This window comes from Stenotrophomonas sp. JAI102 (assembly GCF_013409105.1).
GTDB lineage: Bacteria > Pseudomonadota > Gammaproteobacteria > Xanthomonadales > Xanthomonadaceae > Stenotrophomonas > Stenotrophomonas maltophilia_AA.
Window position 1 is genome coordinate 1486715 of sequence record NZ_JACCCI010000001.1, and the last position, 22854, is coordinate 1509568.

Here is a 22854-nt window from a genome sequence, read left to right on the forward strand (position 1 = left end):
TGCCCTACCTTCGCGTGGTGGGCACCCTGTCGGCGCTCTCCCCTCCCAATCTGTCGTGCCCATGCCCCTCGAACTGCCTCGCCTTCCCTACGACCGCGCCGCCCTGCAACCCCACCTGTCGGCGGAGACGCTGGACCTGCATCACGGGCGGCACTTCCGGGCCTATCTGGAGGCGGTCAACGCACGTATCGACGGCACGGAGCTGGCCGAGCTGCCGCTGGAGGACATCGTCCGCCAGAGCCAGGGCAGCCTGTTCGATGCAGCGGCGCAGGCCTGGAACCACCAGTTCTATTTCCAGTGCCTGCACCCGCGCGCCGGTGGCGATCCGCAGGGCCGGCTCGGCGAACGGGTGACCCGATATTTCGGGGATGCCAAGCGGCTGCGCGAGGCCTTCGACCGCGCGGCGCTGGGCCTGTTCGGCTCGGGCTGGGTGTGGCTGGTGCAGCACCCCAACGGCGCACTGGCGATCCAGGTCACGCGCAACGCGGGCACGCCGTTGACCGGCGAGAGCACGCCGCTGCTGGCCTGCGATGTGTGGGAACACGCGTATTACACCGATTACCAGAATGAGCGCGGCCGCTATCTGGAGGCGTTCTGGAAGCTGGTGAACTGGGATTTCGTCACCGCGCAGCTGCGCGATTAAGGTAGCGCACGACCGTTGGTCGTGCGGCCGGGTCGTGCGGCCGGGTCGTGCGGCCGGGTCGTGCACCCGGGTGGGTAGTGCCGGCCGCTGGCCGGCACTACTGCGCCTTCAACCGCGCAGGCTCTCGATCACCGGCGCAACCTGCTCACCGCGATCAAGCTGCCCACCGACGGTCTCCAATGCACGGGCCAGCGCAGCCGCATCATCGTCGCGCAGCGTGGCATGGCCGACCTTGCGGCCGTCCCGCGCCTGCTTCCCGTAATCATGCCAATGGCCGCTGGCCTGGCCGAGCACGGCACCGGCGGCGGGCATCTGCCCGATCCAGTTGAGCATGCAGGCGTGGCCGAGCATGCGCGTATCGCCCAGCGGCAGGCCGAGCACGGCGCGCAGATGGTTCTCGAACTGCGAGGTCTCGCTGCCTTCGATGGTCCAGTGGCCGGAGTTGTGCACCCGCGGCGCCATCTCGTTGGCCAGCAGTTCGTCGCCGCGGCAGAACAGCTCCAGCGCGAATACGCCCACATAGTCCAGGCGCTCGGCCAGGGTGCGGGCGTAGCCGATGGCCGCCTCGTGCTGGGCCGCTGACAGCCGTGCCGGGGCCAGGCTGGCCGAGAGCACGCCATTGACGTGCCAGTTGCCGGTGATCGGCCAGGCGCGGAACTCGCCGTCCTGCCCACGGACCGCCACCACGCTGACCTCGCGATCGAAGGCGACGAAGCCTTCCAGGATCAGGCCGGTCTTCTCGACCTGGCTGCCGAGGGTGTCCCAGGCCGCGTCGATGTCGGCGACGCTGCGGATCCGGAACTGACCCTTGCCGTCGTAGCCCAGGCGGCGGGTCTTGAGGATGCAGGGCATGCCGAATTCGGCGATCCTGGCCGCCAGTTCGTCGCGGCTGCGGATGTCGGCGAAGGCCGGCAGCGGGATGCCCAGCGACTGGAACAGGGTCTTCTCGCTGAGCCGGTCCTGGGCCACGGCCAGCGCATCCGGATTCGGATGCACCGGCACGCGCTCGGCCAGGAACGTCGCGCTCTGCGCCGGCACGTTCTCGAAATCGAAGGTCACCACGTCCACGCGGGCGGCGAAGGCGGCCAAGGCGGCTTCGTCCTCGAACGCAGCCACCTGCAGCGGCGCCACCTGGGCGCCACAGGCATCGGCAGCCGGGTCGAACAGCTCGAAGCGCAGCCCCATCGGCGCGCCGGCCAGGACCATCATGCGGGCGAGCTGGCCGCCGCCCAGGATGCCAACGGTCTTGGGGCTCATTGACGCGGGTCGTCGTGGGCCATGACGTCTTCGGTCTGGCGGGCACGGAAGGCTTCCAGCGCCTCACCGATCGCCGGCTGGTCCGAGGCCAGCATGGCGGCCGCGAACAGCGCCGCGTTGGAGGCGCCAGCATTGCCGATGGCGAACGTGGCGACCGGGATGCCGGCCGGCATCTGCACGATCGAGAGCAGCGAGTCCATGCCGTTCAGGGCCTTGGACTGCACCGGCACGCCCAGCACCGGCACGGCGGTCTTGGCGGCGATCATGCCCGGCAGGTGCGCGGCCCCGCCGGCACCGGCGATGATCGCGCGCAGGCCACGCTGGCCCGCCTGCTCGGCGTAGGTGAACAGCACGTCCGGCGTGCGGTGCGCCGAAACCACTTTCACTTCATAGGGAACGCCCAGCGAATCCAGCTTCTGGGCGGCGTGCTGCATGGTTTCCCAATCCGAGCGGGAACCCATGACGATGCCGACGAGCGGCGCGGTTTGGTTGAGGGTCATTGGCCGTCACCTGCCTTAAAGACGTATTCTAGCCGTCTTCCACGCAAGACGAAGAATCCATGGATCGCAAGCTGCTCGACCTCCTGTGCTCGCCCGATACGCGCCAGCCCCTGTCCCTGCTCGACGCCACCGGCCTGGACGCGCTCAACCGCGCGATCGGCAGCGGTGCCGTGCTCAAGGCCGATGGCAGCCCGCAGGCCCAGGCGCTGCGCGAGGCCCTGCTGACCCGCGACCGCAAGCAGGTGTTCCGCGTGGACGACGGCATCCCGGTGCTGCTGGCCGAAGAGGCCATCGCCACCGCCCAGATCGCCGATTTCCCGGAAAAATGAACCACCTCCCCGTGCCGGCCCCCGAGGCCGCCCTGGTGGCCGCCGATGTGGCCCGTGCACTGGCCGAGGACATCGGCAGCGGTGATGTCACCGCCGCCCTGCTCCCGGACCGCCCCGACACCGCCTACCTGCTGTGCAAGCAGGACGCGGTGATCGCCGGCCGCCCTTGGTTCGATGCGACCCATCAGGCGCTCGACCCGCAGGTACGGATCGACTGGCGCGTGGCCGAGGGCGACCACGTCGCCGCCGGTACCGTGCTGGCCCTCCTGCAGGGCCGAAACCGCAGCCTGGTGAGCGCCGAGCGGACCTCGTTGAACTTCCTGCAGACGCTGTCCGGCACGGCGACCACCACCGCGCAGTACGTCGCGGCGGTGGCCGGTACCGGCGCGCGGATCCTGGACACCCGCAAGACCCTGCCCGGCCTGCGCGTGGCGCAGAAGTACGCGGTGCGCTGCGGCGGCGGTGACAACCATCGCCTGGGCCTGTTCGACACGGTGATGCTCAAGGAAAACCACATCCGTGCCGCCGGCTCGCTGACCGCCGCGGTGCTGGCCGCGCGCGCGCAGTGGCCGGCACTGCCGCTGGTGGTCGAGGTCGAGGACCTGGACCAGCTGCGCGAGGCGCTGGAAGTCGGCTGCACCCGCATCCTGATCGATGATTTCGACGCCGCCACGCGGCGCGAAGCCGTGCGCATCGCGGCCGGGCGGATTCCATTGGAAGTCTCCGGCAGTGTCGGCCTGGACGGGCTGCGCGCGATCGCCGAGGACGGCGTGGACTGCATCTCGATCGGCGGGTTGACCAAGCATGTGCAGGCGATCGACCTGTCGTTGAAACTGGGTCCGCCCCCGCAGGGGTAATGCCGCTTTCACGGTATGGGCAGATGCGGTCTGCGAGGCTGCGTCTGCCCCCACCTGGATTGCACGCATGCGCTGCCTGCCGCTTCTCGCCTGCCTGTCTCCCCTGCTCGCGCTGCTGCCCCTGCGGGCGGCCGCCGCCGAGGTCTGCGATGTGCCGCCGCGCTTCGGGCTCAGCCCGCTGGCGATCAACATCGTCAGAACCGCCTGCAACGAACACCGCCTCTGGTACCGCCCTTTCATCGATCGCGATGGCCGCGCGGCCAGCCTGAGCGTGACCGAAGCCGAGGACGTACACCTGGCCGACAACGGCCTGGTTGCCTGGCAGCGGGTGGTCGGCTACTGGCGGCAGAGCGGCACGCTGTCGCCGATGGGCAGCCAGCCCGGCGCATCGAGCTGCATGGCCCCGCCGGGTACGCGCTACACCGACACCGACTGCCGTGCGTTCCTGGTGGACAACCCGTGGTCGGCCGCCTTCATTTCCTGGGTGATGACCCGCGCCTCGGCACCCGGCTTCACCCGCTCGCCGCGGCACATCGACTACATCCGCGCGGCGTACCAGAACAGCGGACCGTACCGGATGACCGACCCGGCGCAGGAGAAACCAGCGCCCGGCGACCTGCTGTGCTACCTCCGCGATCGGCGCGAGACGCTGAGCTACAGCGGCCTGGTGCAGTCGCTGGGCAGCGGCGCGGTGACGCACTGGAAATCGCATTGCGAAGTGGTGATCGCGGCCAACATGGGCGGCGATCGCACGCTGTATCTGATCGGCGGCAATGTCATGAACACCGTGGCGTTGCGCAAACTGTCGCTGGACCGCAGCGGCCGGATCGAGCTGCCGCCCGCGAAGGCCAGTGCAGGCGACGGTGTGGACCTGGGCTGTACGCCGGGCCGCGAAGAGGAATGCAGCTTCAACCGCCAGGACTGGGCCGCACTGCTGAAACTGGTCGCGACCGCCCCAGCGACGATGCCGATGGACGCGCCCGTTCCGGGCGACGTGCCAGCGCCGGGCACGATGACACCGCCGATCCCGGCGCCACAGCCCGTACCGGTCCTGCCACCCCGCACGCCCTGATCGTCGACGCCCGCACGGCTTGATCCGCGCCGCATTCGTCGCCATCTTGGAGGGACCGTCCTCCCTGACCCCGCCGAGTCACCGATGCCCAGTTTGATCCTGTTGATGATTGCCGGCGCGTTTGCCTACGCCTTCTGGAATTCTTCGCGTGCCGCCGCCGAACGTGCCGGCGTGCTCGGGCGCAATGCCTGCCGCGCTGCCGACGTGCAGTGGCTGGACCAGAGCGTGCACGCCACCGGCCTGCGCGTGTGCCGCAAGGACAACGGCTGGCTGGGCTGGGAGCGCACCTTCAAGTTCGAGTATTCGCACGATGGCGTGGACCGCCACAGCGGCCGCATGGTGCTGCGCGGTGATCAGCTGATCACGTTCGTGGGGCCGTCGGCGGCGCGGATCAGTGAGATCCGGCGCGATATCGATACCCGGGATGCTGAAGACGTCTGATGAAAATGGCCGCCTTGCGGCGGCCAGGGTGTGTCTTATTTGACGACCCGCAGATGCGGGCGACCACTGGGCTTGGGCGGTGCATCGTCCGGCGGGGTCGGTGAATCGTCCGGCGGCAGCTCGTCATCCGGGCCTGGCTCGTGGCCCGGGATATCGTCCGGCAGCGCCATGCCCTGCCCCGTCTCGCGGGCATACACGGCCAGCACGGCCGAGATCGGCACGTGCACCGGGTAGCTGGTGCCCGAGAAGCGGGCCGAGAAGCTCACGCTGTCATTGTCGATATGCAGGCGCACCACGGCGCGCTCGGCGATGTTCAGGACGACGCGGCCGTCCTTGACCGCGCTCTGCGGTACCTGCACGCCGGGCATGCCGGCGTCGACCAGGATATGCGGCGTCAGGTCGTTGTCATTGATCCACTCCACCAGGGCCCGCAACAGGTACGGACGGTGGCTGGTCATGCGAAAAGTGTCTTCAGTCATGTGGTAGAGCCGAGCCGTGCTCGGCTGCTCTTGATCCGGATTGCCTGATGCAAGTGTACGCGCCCGCCTACCCGCAGGTCAGCCATGGCGCGTACCGGCACCGCGATTTCGTTCAGTCCACCGGTGCCGGACGCGGCACGCGCCCCGCCGCTCAGACCGGCAGGTCGCGCAGCTTCTTTTCCTGCTCGGTCAGGCTGCGGATGAAGCCCGGGTGGCGGAAAATGCGGTTGCCATAGTCTTCGATCGACTTGCCATCCTTCGGCAGCGGCACGTCCAGTGCCTGCAACCGCCAGATGATCGGCGCCATCGCGCAGTCGGCCAGGCTCATTTCCGGATTGAGGAAGAACTTGCTGGCCTTGAACAGCGGGACCGCGCTGGTCAGCAGTTCCTTGAGCCGCTTGCGGCCGGCCTCGGCCTGGGTCTTGTTGCCCAGCTGGATGGCCTGCACCTGCGGCACCCAGTCGTGTTCGATGCGCAGCATCGCCAAGCGGATGCGGGCCCGCGAGAGCGGATCGACCGGCATCAACGGCGGGTGCGGATAGCGCTCGTCCAGGTACTCGCTGACCACCGACGCCGCGTACAGCACCAGCTCGCGTTCCACCAGGGTGGGCACGGAATGGTACGGATTGAGATCGATGAGATCCTCGGGCGGGTTCTGCGGGTCGACCGGCACGGAGTCATAAGTGACGCCCTTGGCCGCCAGTACCAGCCGCACGCGATGGCACAGCACATCGTCGTTCGAGGAAAACAGCGTCAGGGTGTTCCGCATGCGTACGCTCGCCGCCATCAAAGGCTCTCCAACGTCCGGTAACCGCCGGTCGTATCGGCGCCGCCAGCCCATTGCCGACGGTCGTCACAGTACCCGAGTGTGCAACCGCACATCACAAAAGCCAATAGGTCGATCGTCCCACGGCAGGAACGATCGACACAGGACGGCGTCCGGCGGCTCAGTGGACGTCCTTCCAGTATTCCTTCTTGAGCAGATAGGCCAGGAAGGTCAGCAGCGCCAGGAACAGGATCACCCAGACACCCAGCTTCTGCCGCTTGAGCGCGGCCGGCTCGCCGGCATACTCCAGGAAGTTGGTGATGTCGCGCACCGCCTGGTCGTACTGCCCGGGATCCATGTTGCCCGGCTGCTCGATCTTCAGGCCGACCACCGGCGGATCTTCACCCGGGTTCTCCGGCTTGCCGTGCACCGCATGCTGCAGCCCCTGCATTTCCCACAATGGGTTGGGCATGGACGCATTCGGGAACACGGTGTTGTTCCAGCCCAGCGGCCGCGTGGGATCGAGGTAGAACGATTTCAGGTACGTGTAGACCCAGTCGCTGCCGCGCACACGCGAAATCAGGCTCAGATCCGGCGGCATCTTGCCGAACCATTTCTCGGCCTGCGCCTTGGGCATCGTCACCGGGATCGGCTCACCCACCGGGGTGCCGGTGAAGTTGAGGTTGTTCATGACCTCCTCTTCGCTCAACCCGAGATCGGCGGCCATGCGCGAGTAACGCAGGTATTTCAGCGCGTGGCAGCCGGAGCAGTAGTTCATGTAGAGCTGCGCGCCGCGCTGCAGCGAGGCACGATCGCTCAGGTCATTGCCTGCCTGCAGGGTCTTGGCGCCCTCGGCGGCATCGGCTGCCGCGACACCCAGCATCAGGGCCGCCGCGCAGGCCAGCCGGACAATCCAGTGGTCAGTCATGCGTGGTCACCCGGTCCGGTACCGGCTTGGTCCTGTCCAGCTTGGTCCATAGCGGCATGGTGATGAAGAAGGCGAAATACAGGAAGGTCAGCACGCGGCCGACGTAGGTCTCGTGCGCATCCGTACCCGGGCCCGAGCCGATCACGCCCAGCCACACGAAGCACACCGCGAACATGCCCAGCAGGCCGCGCGAGAGCAGGCCGCGGTAACGGTAGGACTTCACCCGCGCCCGATCCAGCCACGGCACCAGGAACAGGATGGCGATCGCGGAGAACATCACGATCACGCCGCCGAGCTTGTTGGGCACCACCCGCAACATCGCGTAATACGGGGTGTAGTACCAGACCGGCTTGATGTGCTCGGGCGTCACCAGGCGGTTGGCCTCGGTGAAGTTGTCGTGCTCGAGGAACAGCCCACCGAAGGCCGGGGCGAAGAAGATGATGAAGGCGGCGATGATCAGCAGGAAGCCGGCGCCGACCGCATCCTTGAGCGTGTAGTACGGATGGAAGGGAATGCCGTCGGTGGGCGCGATGGCCGACCAGCGGTTGCCCTTCGGACCCTTCTTGATCTCCACGCCGTCCGGGTTGTTGGAGCCCACTTCATGCAGGGCGCCCAGGTGCAGTACCACCAGCAGCAACAGCACCAGCGGCAGTGCGATCACGTGCAGGGCGAAGAAGCGGTTGAGGGTGGCATCGCTGGGCAGGTAGTCGCCCATGATCCACTCGGTCAGGCCGGTGCCGATCACCGGGATCGCGCCGAACAGCGAGATGATCACCTTCGCGCCCCAGAACGACATCTGGCCCCACGGCAGCACGTAGCCCATGAAGGCTTCGGCCATCAGCACCAGGTAGATCAGCATGCCGAGGATCCAGACCAGCTCGCGCGGCTTCTGGTAACTGCCGTAGAGCAGGCCGCGGAACATGTGCAGGTAGACCACGATGAAGAACAGCGAAGCACCGGTGGAGTGCATGTAGCGGATCAGCCAGCCCCACTCCACGTCCCGCATGATGTATTCGATGGAGGCGAACGCTTCGGCGGCGTTCGTCTTGTAATGCATCGTCAGGAAGATGCCGGTGACGATCTGGTTGACCAGGATCAGCAGCGCCAGCGAGCCGAAGTAGTACCAGATGTTGAAGTTCTTCGGCGCGTAGTACTCGCTGACGTGCTTGCGATAGACCGGCATGAGGCCCGGTGCGCGCGCGTTGACCCAGTCGGCGACGCCGGTGGCGGTGCGGGAAAGGATGTTGGCCATGATCAAGCCGCCCCCTGCGGATCAACGCCGATGATGATGGTGTTGTCGTCCTGGTAATGGTGCGGCGGCACCAGCAGGTTGATCGGTGCCGGAACATCCTTGAACACGCGACCGGACATGTCGAAGCGCGACTTGTGGCAGGGGCAGAAGTAGCCGCCCTTCCACTGGGGGTCGTAGGGCTCGGGACGGATCTCGGCGACCATTTCCGGCGAACAGCCCAGATGGGTGCACAGCCCGACCAGCACCGAGACCTCGGCCTTGATCGAGCGGAATTCGGGATTCTGCTTGAGCACGTACTCGGGCTGCTGTTCTTTCTCGCCCGAGCCGGGATCCTTCAGGCGGCCGTCCAGTCCGTGCAGCGCCTCGAGGATGGCCTTGGAGCGCTTGACGATCCAGATCGGCTGTCCACGCCACTCCATGACCAGTCGCTGGCCTTCCTGGAGCGCACTGATGTCGGCAATCACCGGTGCACCGGCCAGTTTGGCGCGGGCGCTGGGATTCCAGGACTTGATGAACGGTACCGCTGCAAATCCGACGCCGACCGCTCCGACCACCGCAGTGGTGGCGGAAAGAAACCGTCGACGTCCAGTGTTGACTGGATCGTTTACCCCATCGTTGGCCATCCGGCACTCCGATATTGATTTAGGTAGCTTGAGGCTGCCAGCAGACCGGTGGGGGCCAGTCCACATTGAATCAGCCGCGAGTGTAGCTGAACCGAAGTCGGCCACACAACGCGGTACTACGGAACGACATTACCCCCGACAGTACGGCATCAGGTACCACCGGCGCCATGGGTTATTGATGGCTGGCCACCGCGCCGCGATAGCGGTCGGCCAACAGGGCCACCCGCTTCACGTAATACTGGGTCTCGCTGTAGGGCGGCACGCCGCCGTGGCGGTCGACCGCGCCCTCGCCCGCGTTGTAGCCCGCCGCGGCCAGGGTGAGATCGCCATTGAAGCGTTTGAGCAGCCAGGACAGATACTGCACGCCGCCGCGGATGTTCTGCGAGGCATTGAAGGAATCGCTGACACCGAAGCGGCGCGCGGTCGGCGGCATCAGCTGCATCAGCCCCTGCGCGCCGGCACGGCTGAGCGCGGTCGGGTTGTAGGCCGACTCGGCGTGGATGATCGCGCGGACCACCGCTTCCTCCACCCCGAACTCGCGCGCGGCGGCGGCGATCTCGCTCTGGTAGGCCGTGGTGTTGAGCCGCACCGAGCCGAAGTTGACCGCCGGGTTGGCCCCGCAGGCGTAGCAGCGCTCGATGAAACTGTAGTGGATGGTGCGGACCTGGCCCAGGCTGGCGACGCCGGCCGGGCGCGCGCTGGTGTAGTGGCGCACGCCGTCCTTCATATAGGAGTAAAGCTGGCCACTGCGCACCTTCCCCGCCTTGCCGGTGGCAGCGGACGGGGCGGACGGTGCGGTCAGCACCGTGGCCGTGGCCGGAGCCGGGGCGGGTGTGATCGCGGTGGCGGAGGTGACGCTGTCGGCCCGGACGGGGGCTGGCGCCGGCGTCATGCTGGCGATCGGGGCCGCCGGGCCCGGCGCGGGCGGCGGCGGCAGGGCCCGGCGAGGCGCGCTGCGGTCCGGCCGGTAGCTGCTGATCACACTGCAGCTGGCCCCGCTCACACGTTTGCTCACGTAGCTCGGGATGCCGTCGCTGCCGACACACTTGTACAGCGTGCCCGCACTGGCCGGCATAGCGGTCAGCGCAGCCAAGGCCAGCGCAGCGATCCCCAACATCCCCTTCATGAGCGGGAGTGTCCCCAATTCGTCGGGGATTGCCAAGGGGGGAGCCCGACCCGGCTACAATGGCCTGCTCACCGCAGCCATCCGGCTGCCTGCCCGCCCACCCGACTGGAATAAGCGCCATGACCGGGACGCCAGCTTCGACCGCGCCGACTTCGGCCGGTTCTACCCTGCCTGCCTCTGCTCCTGCCAGCACCGCCCCCCGCCCCGACCTGCTCCCCCTGCCCGGTGCCAGGCCGCAGGTGACCGGACCGGTGCGCGGCAAGCTGTACATCAAGACCCACGGTTGCCAGATGAACGAGTACGACTCGACCAAGATGGCCGACGTGCTCGCCGCCTCGGAAGGACTCGAGCTCACCGACGACCCGGCCGAGGCCGATGTGTTGTTGATGAACACCTGCTCGATCCGCGAGAAGGCCCAGGAGAAGGTGTTCAGCCAGCTCGGTTACTGGAAGGCACTGAAGAACAACGGCCGCGGCGTGATCATCGGTGTCGGCGGCTGCGTGGCCTCGCAGGAAGGCGAGGCGATCATCAAACGCGCGCCGCATGTGGACCTGGTGTTCGGCCCGCAGACCCTGCACCGCCTGCCGGAACTGATCCGCCAGCGCCGCGAATCGGGCAGGTCGCAGGTGGACATCAGCTTCCCGGAAATCGAGAAGTTCGACGCGCTGCCCGAACCGCGCGCCGAGGGGGCCTCCGCGTTCGTCTCGATCATGGAAGGCTGCTCGAAGTACTGCTCGTTCTGCGTGGTGCCCTACACCCGCGGCACCGAAGTCAGCCGCCCGTTCGAGGACGTGGTGGTGGAAGTCGCGCAGCTGGCCGCCCAGGGCGTGCTGGAAATCAACCTGCTGGGGCAGAACGTCAATGCCTACCGCGGCCCGTATGGCGACGGCGAGTTCGCCGATCTGGGTCTGCTGATCCGCACCATCGCCGAGATCGACGGCGTGGGCCGGATCCGCTTCACCACCTCGCATCCGCTGGAGTTCAGCGACTCGCTGATCGACGCGTACCGCGATGTGCCGCAGCTGGCCAACTTCCTGCACCTGCCGGTGCAGGCCGGCAGCGACCGCGTGCTGTCGGCGATGAAGCGCGGCTACACCGCGCTGGAGTTCAAGTCCAAGATCCGCAAGCTGCGCGCGGTGCGCCCGGACATCTCGATCAGCTCGGATTTCATCGTCGGCTTCCCCGGCGAGACCGACGCCGAGTTCGAGAAGACCATGAAGCTGATCGAGGACGTGGGCTTCGACCAGAGTTTCTCCTTCATCTATTCGCGCCGGCCGGGTACCCCCGCCGCCGATCTGGAAGACACCACCCCCGATGCGGAAAAGCACGCGCGCCTGTCGCGCCTGCAGGCCCGGATCAACGAGCAGGCCGCGGCCATCTCCGAGAAGATGGTCGGCACCGTGCAGACCGTGCTGGTGGAAGGTCCCTCCAAGCGCAACCCGAACGAGTTGACCGGCAAGAGCGAGAACATGCGCTCGGTGAATTTCCCGGGGCACCCACGCCTGATCGGCCAGTTCGTCGATGTGGTGATCACCGAGGCGTACAGCAATTCGCTGCGTGCGCGGATGGTGACCGCCGACTGAGCCGCGCGCCGCGCGCACTGGTCATGAAATGATCACGTGCTCGCGGCCCTTGGCCGCATTGGGGCGACGCGGCTTATCCACACCTTTCTCCCGTGCCCACCCACAGGGGATGTGGATGACCGGGCCACGACGCACGCATCGTTGACGCTTTTTTGACCGCCCGATCGAACCCTTTGCCGCACAAGGGCTGGCGAGCGCTATCCACAGGTTGCTGCACCGACGTTGCACAGGCGGTGTGGAAAAGTAGCGGCCGCCCGATACCCGCGCTACCCTGTTCTCCCTTTCCCTGCTTGCGGCCCGGTCGGCTGGACCGGCGGCCGCCGGACGCAATGACCGCACTCGCACAACGCGACTTCACCCTCACCCCGGAAGACAACGAACGCCTGGCGAACATGGCCGGCCCGTTCGACGAACATCTCCGCCAGGTGGAACTCAAACTCGGCGTGGAAATCGCCAACCGTGGCCACGTCTTCCGCGTGACCGGCCCCAAGGCCGTGGTCGCCGATGCGCAGGCCCTGATCGAAGCGCTGTACGCCGAGGCCGGCGACGTGGTGTTCGACAGCCATGCCATCCACCTGCGGCTAAACCAGGCCAACGTGGAGCATGTGGTCGAGCGTGCCTACGAGGCCCAGGACGTGGCGATCAAGGTCAAGCGCGGCACGGTGCGCGGCCGCGGCGCCAACCAGGCGCGCTACCTGCACCAGATCACCACCCACGACATCAATTTCGGCATCGGCCCGGCCGGTACCGGCAAGACGTTCCTGGCCGTGGCCAGCGCGGTCGAAGCGCTCAACGAAGCGCGCGTGCAGCGCCTGATCCTGGTCCGCCCCGCGGTGGAGGCCGGCGAGAAGCTCGGCTTCCTGCCCGGCGACCTCAGCCAGAAGGTCGACCCGTACCTGCGCCCGCTGTACGACGCGCTGTATGAAATGCTCGGCGTGGAAAAAGTGCTCAAGCTGCTGGAGAAGAACGTCATCGAGATCGCGCCGCTGGCCTACATGCGCGGGCGCACGCTCAACGATGCGTACGTGATCCTGGACGAAGCGCAGAACACCACGGTCGAGCAGATGAAGATGTTCCTGACCCGGCTGGGCTTCGGCTCCACGGCGGTGGTCACAGGTGATCTCACCCAGACCGATCTGCCCAAGCACGTGAAATCGGGCCTGCGCGATGCGATCGATGTGCTGCGTGACGTGGAGGGCGTGAGCTTCACCTTCTTCGAAGCGCGCGACGTGGTCCGGCATCCGCTGGTGGCCCGCATCGTCAGCGCCTACGACCGCCGCGATCTGCAGCAGGTCCAACCCGGAGCAGCCCCATGACCCGTGGTCCCGTGCGACTGGACGTCGCGATCAACTACGCCCTGCCCCGCGCCGGCCTGCCGTCGGCGGTGAGCTTCCGCAAGTGGGTTGCCGCGGCCCTGAAGGGCCGCATCCGCGAGGCCGACCTGGCGATCCGCCTGGTCGACGCCAAGGAAGGCCAGTCCCTGAACCGCCATTACCGCGGCAAGGATTACGCCACCAACGTGCTCAGCTTCCCGGCCGAACTGCCGGAGGGCCTGCCCAAGGGAGTCAAGTTCCCCCTGCTCGGCGATCTGGTGATCTGCGCCCCGGTGGTCGCCCGCGAGGCGGACGAACAGGGCAAGGCGCTCAACGCCCATTACGCGCACCTCACCGTGCACGGCGTGCTGCACCTGCTCGGCTGGGACCATGAGGACGAGAAGGAAGCCGATGCCATGGAACAGCTGGAGCGTGACATCCTGGCCGAACTGGGCATCGCCGATCCGTATGCCGGCGAGCGCTGAGCGGCAGCCACGCTGCCTGTGCTGAATCTCCTGCCATACAAGGACGTATGCCGCCATGTCGATTCCTGATCGTCGTTCCGCGCTTGGCCCGGTCCTGCTTGCCCTGTCATTGGCCGCGCTGCTCTACGCGCTCATTGGTGCTCCGGGCCTCCCCGCATTGACGCCCTCCGGCCGCGACCCCATCGCGCTGCGGTGGGGCATCCTGGCGCTGTCGGTGGTGATTGCACGATTGTCGCTGGCCCCGGCACGCAGTTGGTGGATGGCGCGTCAGCGGCGCTCCCCTCTCTCCGTCGCGTGCACCGGGCGCCTGGCCATCCTGTCGGCGGTGGTACTCATCGGCGGCACCCTCACCTGCCTGGTCTCGGGCCTGGTCCTGCCGCGCCTGCTCGCGGGCCCGGGCGGTCCTGCGCTGAGCGCGACCAGCCTGAGCGTGATGGGGTGGTCGGGACTGGCGGCCGCACTGGCCGCGCCGCTGGGGTGGCGCACGCTGTATCGCTGGGTCCGCCGCGATGGCGTTGCGCCGGCCCAGTCGTCGACCTTCCGCGCACGGCCGGTGCAGGTGGCCTTCCTGTTCGTCCTTGCCGCGTCGTTCGCCCTGATTTTCGGGCGCGCGCTGCTGTCGGTCACCGCCAGCGGTCCGGCCGCGATCCATCTGGGCACCGCCGCGCTGGTCCTGTGCGCGGCGGGGATCGCGATCGTCACCTTCACCGCCACGCTGCGCTGGCTGCTGCGGCGTCGCTGACGGCCTGCCACGCGGGGCCGCCCCCCGTTATGATCGTCGCCGCGTCCGTGCCGTGCACGCCTGTTAATGGACCTGTTCCGATGACCCCGTTGCGATTTTCCTGCCTGGGCCTGCTCGGCCTGCTGCCTGCCCCGGCGTTTGCCGACGCTTCGCCGCTGGACCTGGCCGCCTTGATTGAATGCCGCAAGAGCGTGAGCGATTACGATGCCGTCGCCCCGGTCGTGGCGGACCCGCTCAAGGCGGTCGCCAATGGCCTGCAGCCGTTGCCGCAGACCAACCAGTTCATGACCGAATTCCGCCTGGCCGCGCCGATCACGGTCTTCGGCCAGCGCGCCGAGTACATCACGGTGGCCGGGGCCAGCATCATGGCGATCCTGGACCTGGCCGATCCGCGCCCGCTGGCCAAGCGTCTGGCCCTGGAAGACGGCGTGGATACCCCGGAGAAGTTCATGGCCGGCCGCGAGCTGGTCAGCCGCGACGTCACCGACCCGCGTACCGGAGAGGCCCTGATCGAGTCCGTGATCCTGAGCCTGTCCACGGTCAAGTCCCACCCCGGCAAGACCCTGGCCGGCTGTACCTACAGCCTGGACCTGCCGCCGGAAGAGGAGACCCCGCCCCCGGCCGCCGCCCCGGGCCCCGCGCCGGGCGTGAATCCCCCCTCGGCAGGCCGCTGACAGGCGCCCGCATCCTGATAGACTAAATCCAACGCCCGGCACGCCGGGTGCCTTTTTTTCCAGAGATGTCTGAAGACGACAGTAGTAGCTCCACCCAGGAGCACAATGAAAAGAAGCGCAGCTGGCTCGAACGCCTGACCTCTGCCTTCTCCGGCGAACCCCACACCCGCGACGAGCTGGTGGCGGTCCTGCACACCGCGCACGAAGACGGCCTGATCGCCGCCGACACGCTGCGGATGATGGAAGGTGCCATCGCGGTGGCCGAGCTCACCGTCGGCGACGTGATGATCTCGCGCTCGCAGATGGTCTCCCTGCCGGTCGAAGCCCCCTTCCTTGAACTGATGAAGCAGGTGGTCGAATCCGGCCATTCGCGCTTCCCGGTGCATGGCGACAACAAGGACGACATCCTCGGCATCCTGCTGGCCAAGGACCTGCTGCGCGGCGTGGTCGCCGACAACGGGCCGGCCAACATCCGCGAGCTGCTGCGCCCGGCGGTACTGATCCCCGAAGCCAAGAAGCTCAACGTGCTGCTCAAGGAGTTCCGGCTGTCGCGCAACCACATGGCCATCGTGGTCGACGAGTACGGCGGTGTCGCCGGGCTGGTCACCATCGAGGACGTGCTGGAACAGATCGTCGGCGAGATCGACGACGAGCACGACGAAGCCGAGGACCACACCTCGCAGATCGCGATCCAGGCCGACGGCCAGTACGTGGTCGACGCGCTGACCGCGATCGAGGATTTCAACGAGCGTTTCGGCGCCACGTTCCCCGATGATGATTACGACACCATCGGTGGCCTGGTCACCGAGGCGATCGGGCACCTGCCGGAAACCGGCGACGAACTCACCCTGGATCGCTTCGTGTTCCGGGTCGCGCGTGCCGATGCCCGCCGCGTGCAGGCGTTCCACGTGACCGTACTGCCGCCTGACACCCACAACGAGGATTGACCCACGCCATGCGGCCCCCTTTGAATCGGTGGTCGCTGTGCCGCCTGTTGTTCGTGTTCTCGCTGATGGCGATGGCCAGCCTGCCCTTCGGGGCGCTGGCCGCGCAGGATGCCGCGCCGGTCAGTGATGCCCCGGCCTCCGTCGCCGCAGCGCCGCGCATCGGCGTGGTCACCATGCAGCCGGGCGAGATCTTCTTCGAACGCTTCGGGCATGACGCCCTGGTCGTGGTCGACCCGGTCACCGGCGACGCCACCTCCTACAACTTCGGTTACTTCGATCCGAGCGAGTCCGATTTCATCGGCAACTTCGTCCGCGGCGACATGATGTATTACCTGGTCGCGCTGCCGCTCGGGCAGGACCTGTCGTACTACCAGGAGAGCGGCCGTGGCGCGAGCGTGCAGTGGCTGGACCTGACGCCGGACCAGGCGCATGCCCTGGCCGCCTCGCTGGCCGAGCGCGCCAAGCCGGAAAACGCGCGCTACCACTACGATTACTACACCGCCAACTGCGCCACCATGGTCCGCGATGCGATCGATGGTGCGCTCGGCGGTGGGCTGCATTCGCAGCTGTCCGGGCGCTCGCGCGGCAACACCTACCGCAGTGAATCGGTGCGCCTGGCGTCGCCGTCGCCGTGGATGTGGCTGGGCTTCGATATCGGCCTGGGCCCGTTCGCCGACCAGCCGCTATCGCGCTGGCAGGAAGCGTTCGTGCCGATGCGTTTGGCCGATGCGCTGCGCCAGGCGCGCAACAGCGAAGGTCGCCCGCTGGTACAGGCCGAGCAGGAGCTGCTGCCGCACCGGATCGCCCCGGAACCGGCCGAGTCGCCCCGGCGCTGGTGGCCCTGGCTGCTGTGCGGCCTGATCGCCGCCGCGGGTGTGGTCGCACTGCGCCGCCGGCGGCGTCTGCTTGGCGGCCTGGCGCTGCCGTTCTGGCTGTTCTGCGGCATCGGGGGCGCCCTGCTGACCTACCTGTGGGGCTTCAGCGCGCACCAGGCCGCCTGGGCCAACCGCAACCTGCTGCAGCTCTCGCCGCTGTGCCTGCTGCTCCTGCCCGGCGCGATCACCGTGCTGCGCGGCCGCGTGCCGCGTGCATGGTTCCGGAACGTGCTATGGGCGGTCGCTGGCCTCTCGCTGCTGGGCCTGGTGCTGCATTGGCTCACGCTGCAGGCGCAGTACAACCTGCAGTGGATCGTGCTGCTGCTGCCGATCCACGTGGCACTGGCGTGGGCGCTGGCCCGCCGTGACCTGCCCGTCACGGGCCGCTGACGCACGATGCCCGGCATGGATACCGTCACACCCGAAAATCCCGCCTGCGTCATCAACTGCGTTCACTACGATGACCAGGGCAAACGCCACGACATCAGCCTGGACGCGATCAGCGATGTGATCGCCAGCGACAACGGCTTCGTCTGGGTGGGACTCTACGAGCCCCAGGACAGCGTACTGCTGAAGCTGCAGGAAGAATTCGGCCTGCACTCACTGGCCATCGAAGACGCGCGCAACGCCCATCAACGGCCCAAGGTGGAGGCGTACGGAAACTCGCTGTTCGTGGTGGTGACCACCGCGCAGATGGTCGACGAACGCATCCAGTACGGCGAAACGCATGCCTTCCTCGGGCCGCGCTTCCTGGTCACGGTGCGCCATGGCGCCTCGCTGTCGTACGCGGCACCGCGCGCCCGCGTCGAGCGCGAGCCGGAGCTGCTGCGCACGATGGGGCCGTCGTACTGCCTGTATGCGGTGCTGGATTTCGTGGTCGACAACTACCTGCCGATCACCCAGCGCTACCGCGACACGCTGGAGCTGCTGGAGAAGGACATCTTCTCCGACAACTACAAGCGCCATACCGTGGTGCGCCTGTACGAACTGAAGCGCGAGCTCAACAAGATGCGCATGGCGGTCGCGCCGCTGCAGGACATGCTCTCGCAGATCAAGCGCTACCAGGGCGACCTGGTGCCCGACGAAGTGAAGCTGTACCTGCGCGACGTGCACGACCACGCGGTGCGGATCAGCGATGTGATCGACACCCTGCGTGAGATGCTGGGTACCGCACTGAGCGTGAACCTGTCGCTGGTGACCCTGGCCCAGGGCGAGACGGTGAAGCGCCTGGGTGCGTGGGCGGCGCTGCTGGCCGCCCCGACCCTGATCACCAGCTGGTACGGCATGAACTTCACCCACATGCCCGAACTGGACAAGCCCTGGGCCTACCCCGCCATGATCATCGGCGTGGGCGCGGTGTGCGTGGGCCTGTACCGCCTGTTCAAGCGCGCCCGCTGGCTGTAGGTGTAGGTAGCGACCGTTGGTCGCTACGACGGCGACCGTTGGTCGCCAAGGCGGTGAGCCGACCAACGGTCGGCTCCTACCCCGATCGGTGGCCTCAGGCCACGTAAACGGTCTTGATGTTCATGAACTCATGGATGCCGTGCTCGGCCAGTTCGCGGCCGAAGCCGGATCTTTTGCTGCCGCCAAACGGCAGGCGCACGTCGCTCTTGACGATGGCGTTGACGAAGGCGGCACCACATTCCAGCTGCTGGGCGATGGCTTCGCCGCGCACCGCATCGGTGGTCCAGACGCTGCCGCCCAGCCCGAAGCTGGTGTCGTTGGCCACGCGCAGTGCCTCTGCCTCGTCGCTGACCCGCAGGATCGCCGCAGCCGGGCCGAACAACTCTTCGTCGTAGGCCGGCATGCCGGGGGTGACGTTGTCCAGGATGGTCGCCGGATAGCCCGCGTGCGAGCCGGCCACCGGCTCGCCGCCGAGCAGCAGTGTGGCGCCCTTGGCGATGCTGTCCTGCACCTGCTTGTGCAGCTCGTCGCGCAGGTCCGCGCGTGCCATCGGGGCCAGCGTGGTTTTCTCGTCCTGCGGATCGCCGTAGACGCGCTTGCCTGCCGCGGCGACGAACTTCTCCACGAACGCATCGGCGATCGCATCGACCACGATGAACCGCTTGGCGGCGATGCAGGTCTGCCCGCTGTTGTCGAAGCGTGACTTCACTGCTGCGGCGACCGTCTTCTCGAGATCGGCATCGTCCAGCACCACGAAGGCGTCGCTGCCGCCCAGTTCCATCACGCACTTCTTGAGCTGGTCACCGGCATTGGCCGCGATGGAGCGCCCGGCGCGTTCGCTGCCGGTCAGGGTGACCGCCTTGATCCGCCTGTCGCGCAGCACCTCGGCGGCCTGGTCGTTGTCGATATGCAGCACATCGAACACGCCCTCGGGCAGGCCGCCATCGCGGCACACCGCCAGGATCAGGTCCGCGCACTGCGGCACGTTGCTGGCGTGCTTGAGCAGGGCCACGTTGCCGGCCATGAACGCCGGCGCGAGGAAACGGAACACCTGCCAGATCGGGAAATTCCACGGCATCACCGCGAACACGCAGCCGATCGGCTCATAGCGCACGTAGCTGCGCTGGGCCTCGGTATCGATCAGCTGCGGCTTGAGGTAATCGGCCGCGTGGTCGGCGTAGAACTCGCAGGCCTCGGCGCACTTCTCGATCTCGCCCAGCGCCTCCCCCTTGAGCTTGCCCATCTCGGTGGTCATCGCCTGCTGGATGTCGCCCTTGCGCTGGCGCAGCTGGCCGGCGATGGCACGCAGGATCGCCCCGCGCTCCTGCAGCGAGCGTGCTGCCCAGGCCGGGAAGGCCGCAGCGGCGGCGGCCAGGCGCTGTTCCACCCCCTGGTCGGTGAGCAGTTCGTGGCGATAGGTGACCTGGCCGGTCGCGGGATTGATGATGTCAGCGGTCATCGCGGGTCTCCAAAAGTCAGACCCGCAGTGTGCGCCCGGCCACGTGAGCCGGATGTTGCCGGATCGGGATCACGTTCAGCCGGGGTCCTGCAACGCCATCTGCATGTCGCGCTGGCGACGCTTTTCCGTGCGCGCGGTGATGTACCACCCGATCACCGCCGCGATCGACACCGCCAGCACCATCAGGGTGGCCAGCGCATTGATCTCGGGCTTGATGCCCATCCGCACCGAGGAGAACACCTTCATCGGCAGGGTGGTCGAGTTCGGCCCCGCCACGAAGCTGGCGATCACCACGTCATCCAGCGACAGCGTGAACGCCAGCAGCCAGCCGGCCACCAGCGCCGGGGCGATGATCGGCAGGGTGATCTGGAAGAACACCTTCAGCCGGCTCGCACCGAGATCCATCGCGGCCTCTTCCAGCGAGCGGTCCAGCTCCTGCAGCCGCGAGGACACCACCACCGTCACGAAGGACAACGTGAAGGTGACATGCGCGATCCAGATGCTGGTCACGCCGCGGCTCGGGAAACCCGGGATGCCACCCATCGCCACCAGCAGGGTCATCAGCGAGAAGCCCAGGATCACTTCCGGCATCACCAGCGGGGCGGTGATCAACGCCCCGAACAGCGTCTTGCCCGGGAAGCGGCGCATGCGGGTCATCACCATCGCCGCCATCGTGCCGAGCACGGTGGCCGCACAGGCGGTCCAGAACGCGACCTTGAGGCTGATCCAGAGCGCATCCAGGATCTGCCGGTTGTTGAACAGTTCGCCGTACCAGCGCGTGGAGAAACCCGACCAGACCGTGGCCAGCTTGGAGGCGTTGAAGGAGTACACCATCAACAACAGGATCGGCAGGTACAGGAAGGCGAAGCCGAGCCCGAGCAGGCTCCAGCCCAGCCAGCGGTTGCTGCGCACCATGCTCATGCCAGCTTTCCTTCCAGCTCGCGCTGCTGCATGCGGTTGAACAGCAGGATCGGCACCAGCAGCAGGGCCAGCATCACGATCGCCACCGCAGAGGCCGTCGGCCAGTCGCGGTTGTTGAAGAACTCGCCCCACAGCACGCGCCCGATCATCAGCGTGTCCGGCCCGCCCAGCATTTCCGGGATCACGAATTCACCCACGGCCGGAATCATCACCAGCATGCAGCCGGCGATGATGCCGGTGCGCGACAGCGGCAGCGTGATCCGCAGGAAGGCCTGCCACGGCTTGGCACCGAGGTCGTAGGCGGCCTCGAGCAGGCGGTTGTCCAGCTTGACCAGGTTGGCGTACAGCGGCAGCACCATGAACGGCAGATAGCAGTACACGATGCCAATGTAGGCCGCGGTCGGGGTGTACAGGATCTGCAGCGGCGCATCGATCACGCCGATCTTGAGCAGCAGCTGGTTGAGCAGGCCGTTGCGGTCGAGGATGCCGATCCAGGCATACACGCGGATCAGGAACGAGGTCCACGAGGGCAGCACCACCAGCATCATCGCCACGTTGCGCGCGGCCGGGCTCATCCGCGAGATCACGTAGGCCATCGGGTAGCCGATCAGCAGCGTGAGCAGGGTCGAGATCACCGCGATCTTGATCGAGCTCAGGTAGGCAAGCAGGTACTGGTTGTCCTTGACCAGGGCCGCGTAGCTGCCGAGGTTGAGCTTGAGCGAAAAGGCGCCGTCCACGTACTCCAGCAGCCAGGTGTACGGCGGCGAGCCGACCTGGGTGCGCGCGAAGGAGATCATCAGGATGATCACGAACGGCACCGCGAAGAACAGCAGCAGCCACAGGTACGGCGCGGCGATCACGCCGGCGCGCGTGCCCGGGAGCCAGCGCTTCCAGCCGGTCGCGCTCATGAGGTCAGCACCACGCCGTCGTTGTCGCGCCAGTGCACCCACACGGTGTCACCCCAGGTCAGGCCATCGCTGGCCCAGCGCTGCGAGTTGGCGAAGTTGGACAGCACCTTGGCCCCGCTCGGCAGGCGCACATGGAACACCGAGTGACTGCCGAAATAGGCGATCTCCTCGATCACGCCCTGGGCCTTGTTGGTGTCGCCGGCCGGCTCGTCCTTGCCGATCATCACCTTCTCCGGGCGCAGCGCGAACGCCACCGGCTGCCCTTCGTAGCCGGTGATACCGTGGGCGACGTAGATCGGCGCGGGGAACAGCGGCGTGCGCACGGTGACGTACTCCGGCAGGTCTTCGTCCAGCACGCCATCGAACAGGTTCACCGAGCCGATGAACTCGGCCACGAAGCGGTTGGCCGGCTGCTCGTAGATTTCATCCGGCTTGCCGACCTGCTGGATCCAGCCGGCGTCCATCACCGCGATCCGGGTGGCCATGGTCATGGCTTCTTCCTGATCGTGGGTGACCATCACGCAGGTCACCCCGGTGGTCTCGATGATGTTGACCAGCTCCAGCTGCATCTGCGAGCGCAGCTTCTTGTCCAGCGCACCCATCGGCTCATCCAGCAACAGCAGCTTCGGGCCCTTGGCCAGCGACCGCGCCAGCGCCACGCGCTGCTGCTGGCCGCCGGAAAGCTGGTGCGGTTTGCGCTTGGCCAGCTTGCCCAGCTGCACCAGCTCCAGCATTTCGCCGACGCGGCGGTTGATCGCGTCGCGGGCCATGCCGTCCTGCTTCAGGCCGAAGGCGATGTTCTGCTCCACCGTCATGTGCGGGAACAGCGCATAGGACTGGAACATCATGTTGATCGGGCGCTGGTACGGCGGCAGCGCGTTGATGCGCTGGCCGTCCAGGTCGATGGTGCCCTGGGTCGGCGTCTCGAAGCCGCCCAGGCAGCGCAGCAGCGTGGATTTGCCGCTGCCGGAGCCACCGAGCAGCGCGAAGATTTCGCCCTTGCGCACGTCCAGGGTGACGTCATCGAGCGCGACGAAGCCGTCGAACTCCTTGCGCAGCGCGCGGATGGACAGGTAGCCCGGTTCCAGGACCGGGAGGACCGCGCCTTCCGGCTTGGCTTCAAATGGCATGGGGGGCGGCTCCGGGAGCGGCGGCAGGACGGGGGGAGCATCCCATTTTACCGGTCGTGGTGGCGTCATGCGCTACCCGGCAGGGCGGCCCGCTTTGCCGGGCCTGGGGCGGATTGCCGCCCCTCCCCCTGAAACGACGA

The 22854-nt window shown here is 67.3% G+C and carries 25 protein-coding genes; 13 read left to right on the plus strand and 12 right to left on the minus strand.

The genetic code is table 11. The features are described 5' to 3' along the window. Positions 1-61 precede the first annotated feature (61 nt). A complete protein-coding gene (locus HDC96_RS06960) occupies positions 62-643 on the plus strand; it encodes a Fe-Mn family superoxide dismutase (protein WP_179459298.1) in 582 nt (193 codons plus the stop codon). 108 nt (positions 644-751) lie between these two features. Here the strand turns inward: HDC96_RS06960 and HDC96_RS06965 are convergent, their stop codons facing one another. Continuing rightward, the gene (locus HDC96_RS06965) at positions 752-1900 is read right to left on the minus strand and encodes a 5-(carboxyamino)imidazole ribonucleotide synthase (RefSeq protein WP_179459299.1); all 1149 of its coding nucleotides are present in this window, start codon (positions 1898-1900) and stop codon (positions 752-754) included. Beyond that, a complete protein-coding gene (gene purE / locus HDC96_RS06970; protein WP_019186188.1) occupies positions 1897-2400 on the minus strand; it encodes a 5-(carboxyamino)imidazole ribonucleotide mutase in 504 nt (167 codons plus the stop codon). Before purE ends, HDC96_RS06965 begins: the two co-directional genes overlap by 4 nt. Positions 2401-2459: 59 nt before the next feature. Between purE and HDC96_RS06975 the strand changes: the two genes are divergently transcribed. From HDC96_RS06975 to HDC96_RS06990, 4 genes are all read left to right on the plus strand, one after another. Further along, on the plus strand, positions 2460-2729 hold the full coding sequence (locus HDC96_RS06975) for a Trm112 family protein (protein ID WP_176989579.1): 270 nt from the start codon (positions 2460-2462) through the stop codon (positions 2727-2729). Next, positions 2726-3586 carry a carboxylating nicotinate-nucleotide diphosphorylase gene (gene nadC, locus HDC96_RS06980; RefSeq protein WP_179459300.1) on the plus strand — a complete coding sequence of 287 codons (861 nt, stop codon included), beginning with the start codon at positions 2726-2728 and terminating at the stop codon, positions 3584-3586. Before HDC96_RS06975 ends, nadC begins: the two co-directional genes overlap by 4 nt. A gap of 67 nt (positions 3587-3653) precedes the next feature. Beyond that, the gene (locus HDC96_RS06985; RefSeq protein WP_179459301.1) at positions 3654-4658 is read left to right on the plus strand and encodes a DUF2272 domain-containing protein; all 1005 of its coding nucleotides are present in this window, start codon (positions 3654-3656) and stop codon (positions 4656-4658) included. Positions 4659-4742: 84 nt separating this feature from the next. Beyond that, the gene (locus tag HDC96_RS06990) at positions 4743-5099 is read left to right on the plus strand and encodes a DUF3301 domain-containing protein (RefSeq protein WP_019186192.1); all 357 of its coding nucleotides are present in this window, start codon (positions 4743-4745) and stop codon (positions 5097-5099) included. A gap of 35 nt (positions 5100-5134) precedes the next feature. Here the strand turns inward: HDC96_RS06990 and HDC96_RS06995 are convergent, their stop codons facing one another. From HDC96_RS06995 to HDC96_RS07020, 6 genes are all read right to left on the minus strand, one after another. Continuing rightward, positions 5135-5578, minus strand: coding sequence for a ClpXP protease specificity-enhancing factor (locus HDC96_RS06995; RefSeq protein ID WP_179459302.1), 444 nt, complete (start codon positions 5576-5578; stop codon positions 5135-5137). A 151-nt stretch (positions 5579-5729) separates the two neighbouring features. Then, on the minus strand, positions 5730-6365 hold the full coding sequence (locus HDC96_RS07000; RefSeq protein WP_088433019.1) for a glutathione S-transferase N-terminal domain-containing protein: 636 nt from the start codon (positions 6363-6365) through the stop codon (positions 5730-5732). A 160-nt stretch (positions 6366-6525) separates the two neighbouring features. Then, positions 6526-7227 carry a cytochrome c1 gene (locus HDC96_RS07005; RefSeq protein WP_257018660.1) on the minus strand — a complete coding sequence of 234 codons (702 nt, stop codon included), beginning with the start codon at positions 7225-7227 and terminating at the stop codon, positions 6526-6528. A gap of 37 nt (positions 7228-7264) precedes the next feature. Continuing rightward, positions 7265-8524 (minus strand): cytochrome bc complex cytochrome b subunit, encoded by a 1260-nt coding sequence (locus tag HDC96_RS07010; protein WP_179459304.1) that lies wholly within the window; start codon positions 8522-8524, stop codon positions 7265-7267. A 2-nt stretch (positions 8525-8526) separates the two neighbouring features. Further along, positions 8527-9147 carry a ubiquinol-cytochrome c reductase iron-sulfur subunit gene (petA, locus tag HDC96_RS07015; RefSeq protein ID WP_176989573.1) on the minus strand — a complete coding sequence of 207 codons (621 nt, stop codon included), beginning with the start codon at positions 9145-9147 and terminating at the stop codon, positions 8527-8529. Between the two features lie 172 nt (positions 9148-9319). Next, on the minus strand, positions 9320-10273 hold the full coding sequence (locus HDC96_RS07020; protein WP_179459305.1) for a lytic transglycosylase domain-containing protein: 954 nt from the start codon (positions 10271-10273) through the stop codon (positions 9320-9322). Between the two features lie 251 nt (positions 10274-10524). On the opposite strand from HDC96_RS07020, the gene miaB reads away from it, so the two are divergent. The 8 genes from miaB (at position 10525) to HDC96_RS07060 (ending at position 18296) form a co-directional block, all read left to right on the plus strand. Then, complete coding sequence (gene miaB, locus HDC96_RS07025) at positions 10525-11856, plus strand: tRNA (N6-isopentenyl adenosine(37)-C2)-methylthiotransferase MiaB (protein ID WP_343202999.1); 1332 nt, start codon at positions 10525-10527, stop codon at positions 11854-11856. Positions 11857-12185: 329 nt separating this feature from the next. Next, positions 12186-13172, plus strand: coding sequence for a PhoH family protein (locus HDC96_RS07030; protein WP_179459306.1), 987 nt, complete (start codon positions 12186-12188; stop codon positions 13170-13172). Next, positions 13169-13654, plus strand: coding sequence for an rRNA maturation RNase YbeY (gene ybeY / locus HDC96_RS07035; protein WP_019185849.1), 486 nt, complete (start codon positions 13169-13171; stop codon positions 13652-13654). The genes HDC96_RS07030 and ybeY overlap by 4 nt, the downstream gene beginning before the upstream one ends. Before the next feature lie 55 nt (positions 13655-13709). Then, positions 13710-14396, plus strand: coding sequence for a hypothetical protein (locus HDC96_RS07040; protein WP_179459307.1), 687 nt, complete (start codon positions 13710-13712; stop codon positions 14394-14396). 80 nt (positions 14397-14476) lie between these two features. Next, positions 14477-15070, plus strand: a complete 594-nt coding sequence (locus tag HDC96_RS07045) for a hypothetical protein (RefSeq protein WP_179459308.1) — start codon at positions 14477-14479, stop codon at positions 15068-15070. A gap of 65 nt (positions 15071-15135) precedes the next feature. Next, positions 15136-16017 carry a transporter associated domain-containing protein gene (locus HDC96_RS07050; RefSeq protein WP_176989567.1) on the plus strand — a complete coding sequence of 294 codons (882 nt, stop codon included), beginning with the start codon at positions 15136-15138 and terminating at the stop codon, positions 16015-16017. A gap of 8 nt (positions 16018-16025) precedes the next feature. Next, positions 16026-17282: a DUF4105 domain-containing protein gene (locus HDC96_RS07055; RefSeq protein WP_179459309.1), complete on the plus strand. Its 1257-nt coding sequence runs from the start codon at positions 16026-16028 to the stop codon at positions 17280-17282. A gap of 15 nt (positions 17283-17297) precedes the next feature. Continuing rightward, positions 17298-18296: a magnesium and cobalt transport protein CorA gene (locus HDC96_RS07060; RefSeq protein WP_176989565.1), complete on the plus strand. Its 999-nt coding sequence runs from the start codon at positions 17298-17300 to the stop codon at positions 18294-18296. Between the two features lie 94 nt (positions 18297-18390). Here the strand turns inward: HDC96_RS07060 and HDC96_RS07065 are convergent, their stop codons facing one another. From HDC96_RS07065 to potA, 4 genes are all read right to left on the minus strand, one after another. Next, entirely contained in the window at positions 18391-19755 is a 1365-nt protein-coding gene (locus HDC96_RS07065; RefSeq protein WP_179459310.1) for an NAD-dependent succinate-semialdehyde dehydrogenase, read from the minus strand. A gap of 75 nt (positions 19756-19830) precedes the next feature. Beyond that, on the minus strand, positions 19831-20676 hold the full coding sequence (locus HDC96_RS07070; protein ID WP_176989563.1) for an ABC transporter permease subunit: 846 nt from the start codon (positions 20674-20676) through the stop codon (positions 19831-19833). Next, positions 20673-21584 carry an ABC transporter permease subunit gene (locus HDC96_RS07075; RefSeq protein WP_176989562.1) on the minus strand — a complete coding sequence of 304 codons (912 nt, stop codon included), beginning with the start codon at positions 21582-21584 and terminating at the stop codon, positions 20673-20675. Before HDC96_RS07075 ends, HDC96_RS07070 begins: the two co-directional genes overlap by 4 nt. After that, positions 21581-22714 carry a polyamine ABC transporter ATP-binding protein gene (potA, locus tag HDC96_RS07080; protein WP_070426989.1) on the minus strand — a complete coding sequence of 378 codons (1134 nt, stop codon included), beginning with the start codon at positions 22712-22714 and terminating at the stop codon, positions 21581-21583. The genes HDC96_RS07075 and potA overlap by 4 nt, the downstream gene beginning before the upstream one ends. Between the last annotated feature and the right edge of the window lie 140 nt (positions 22715-22854).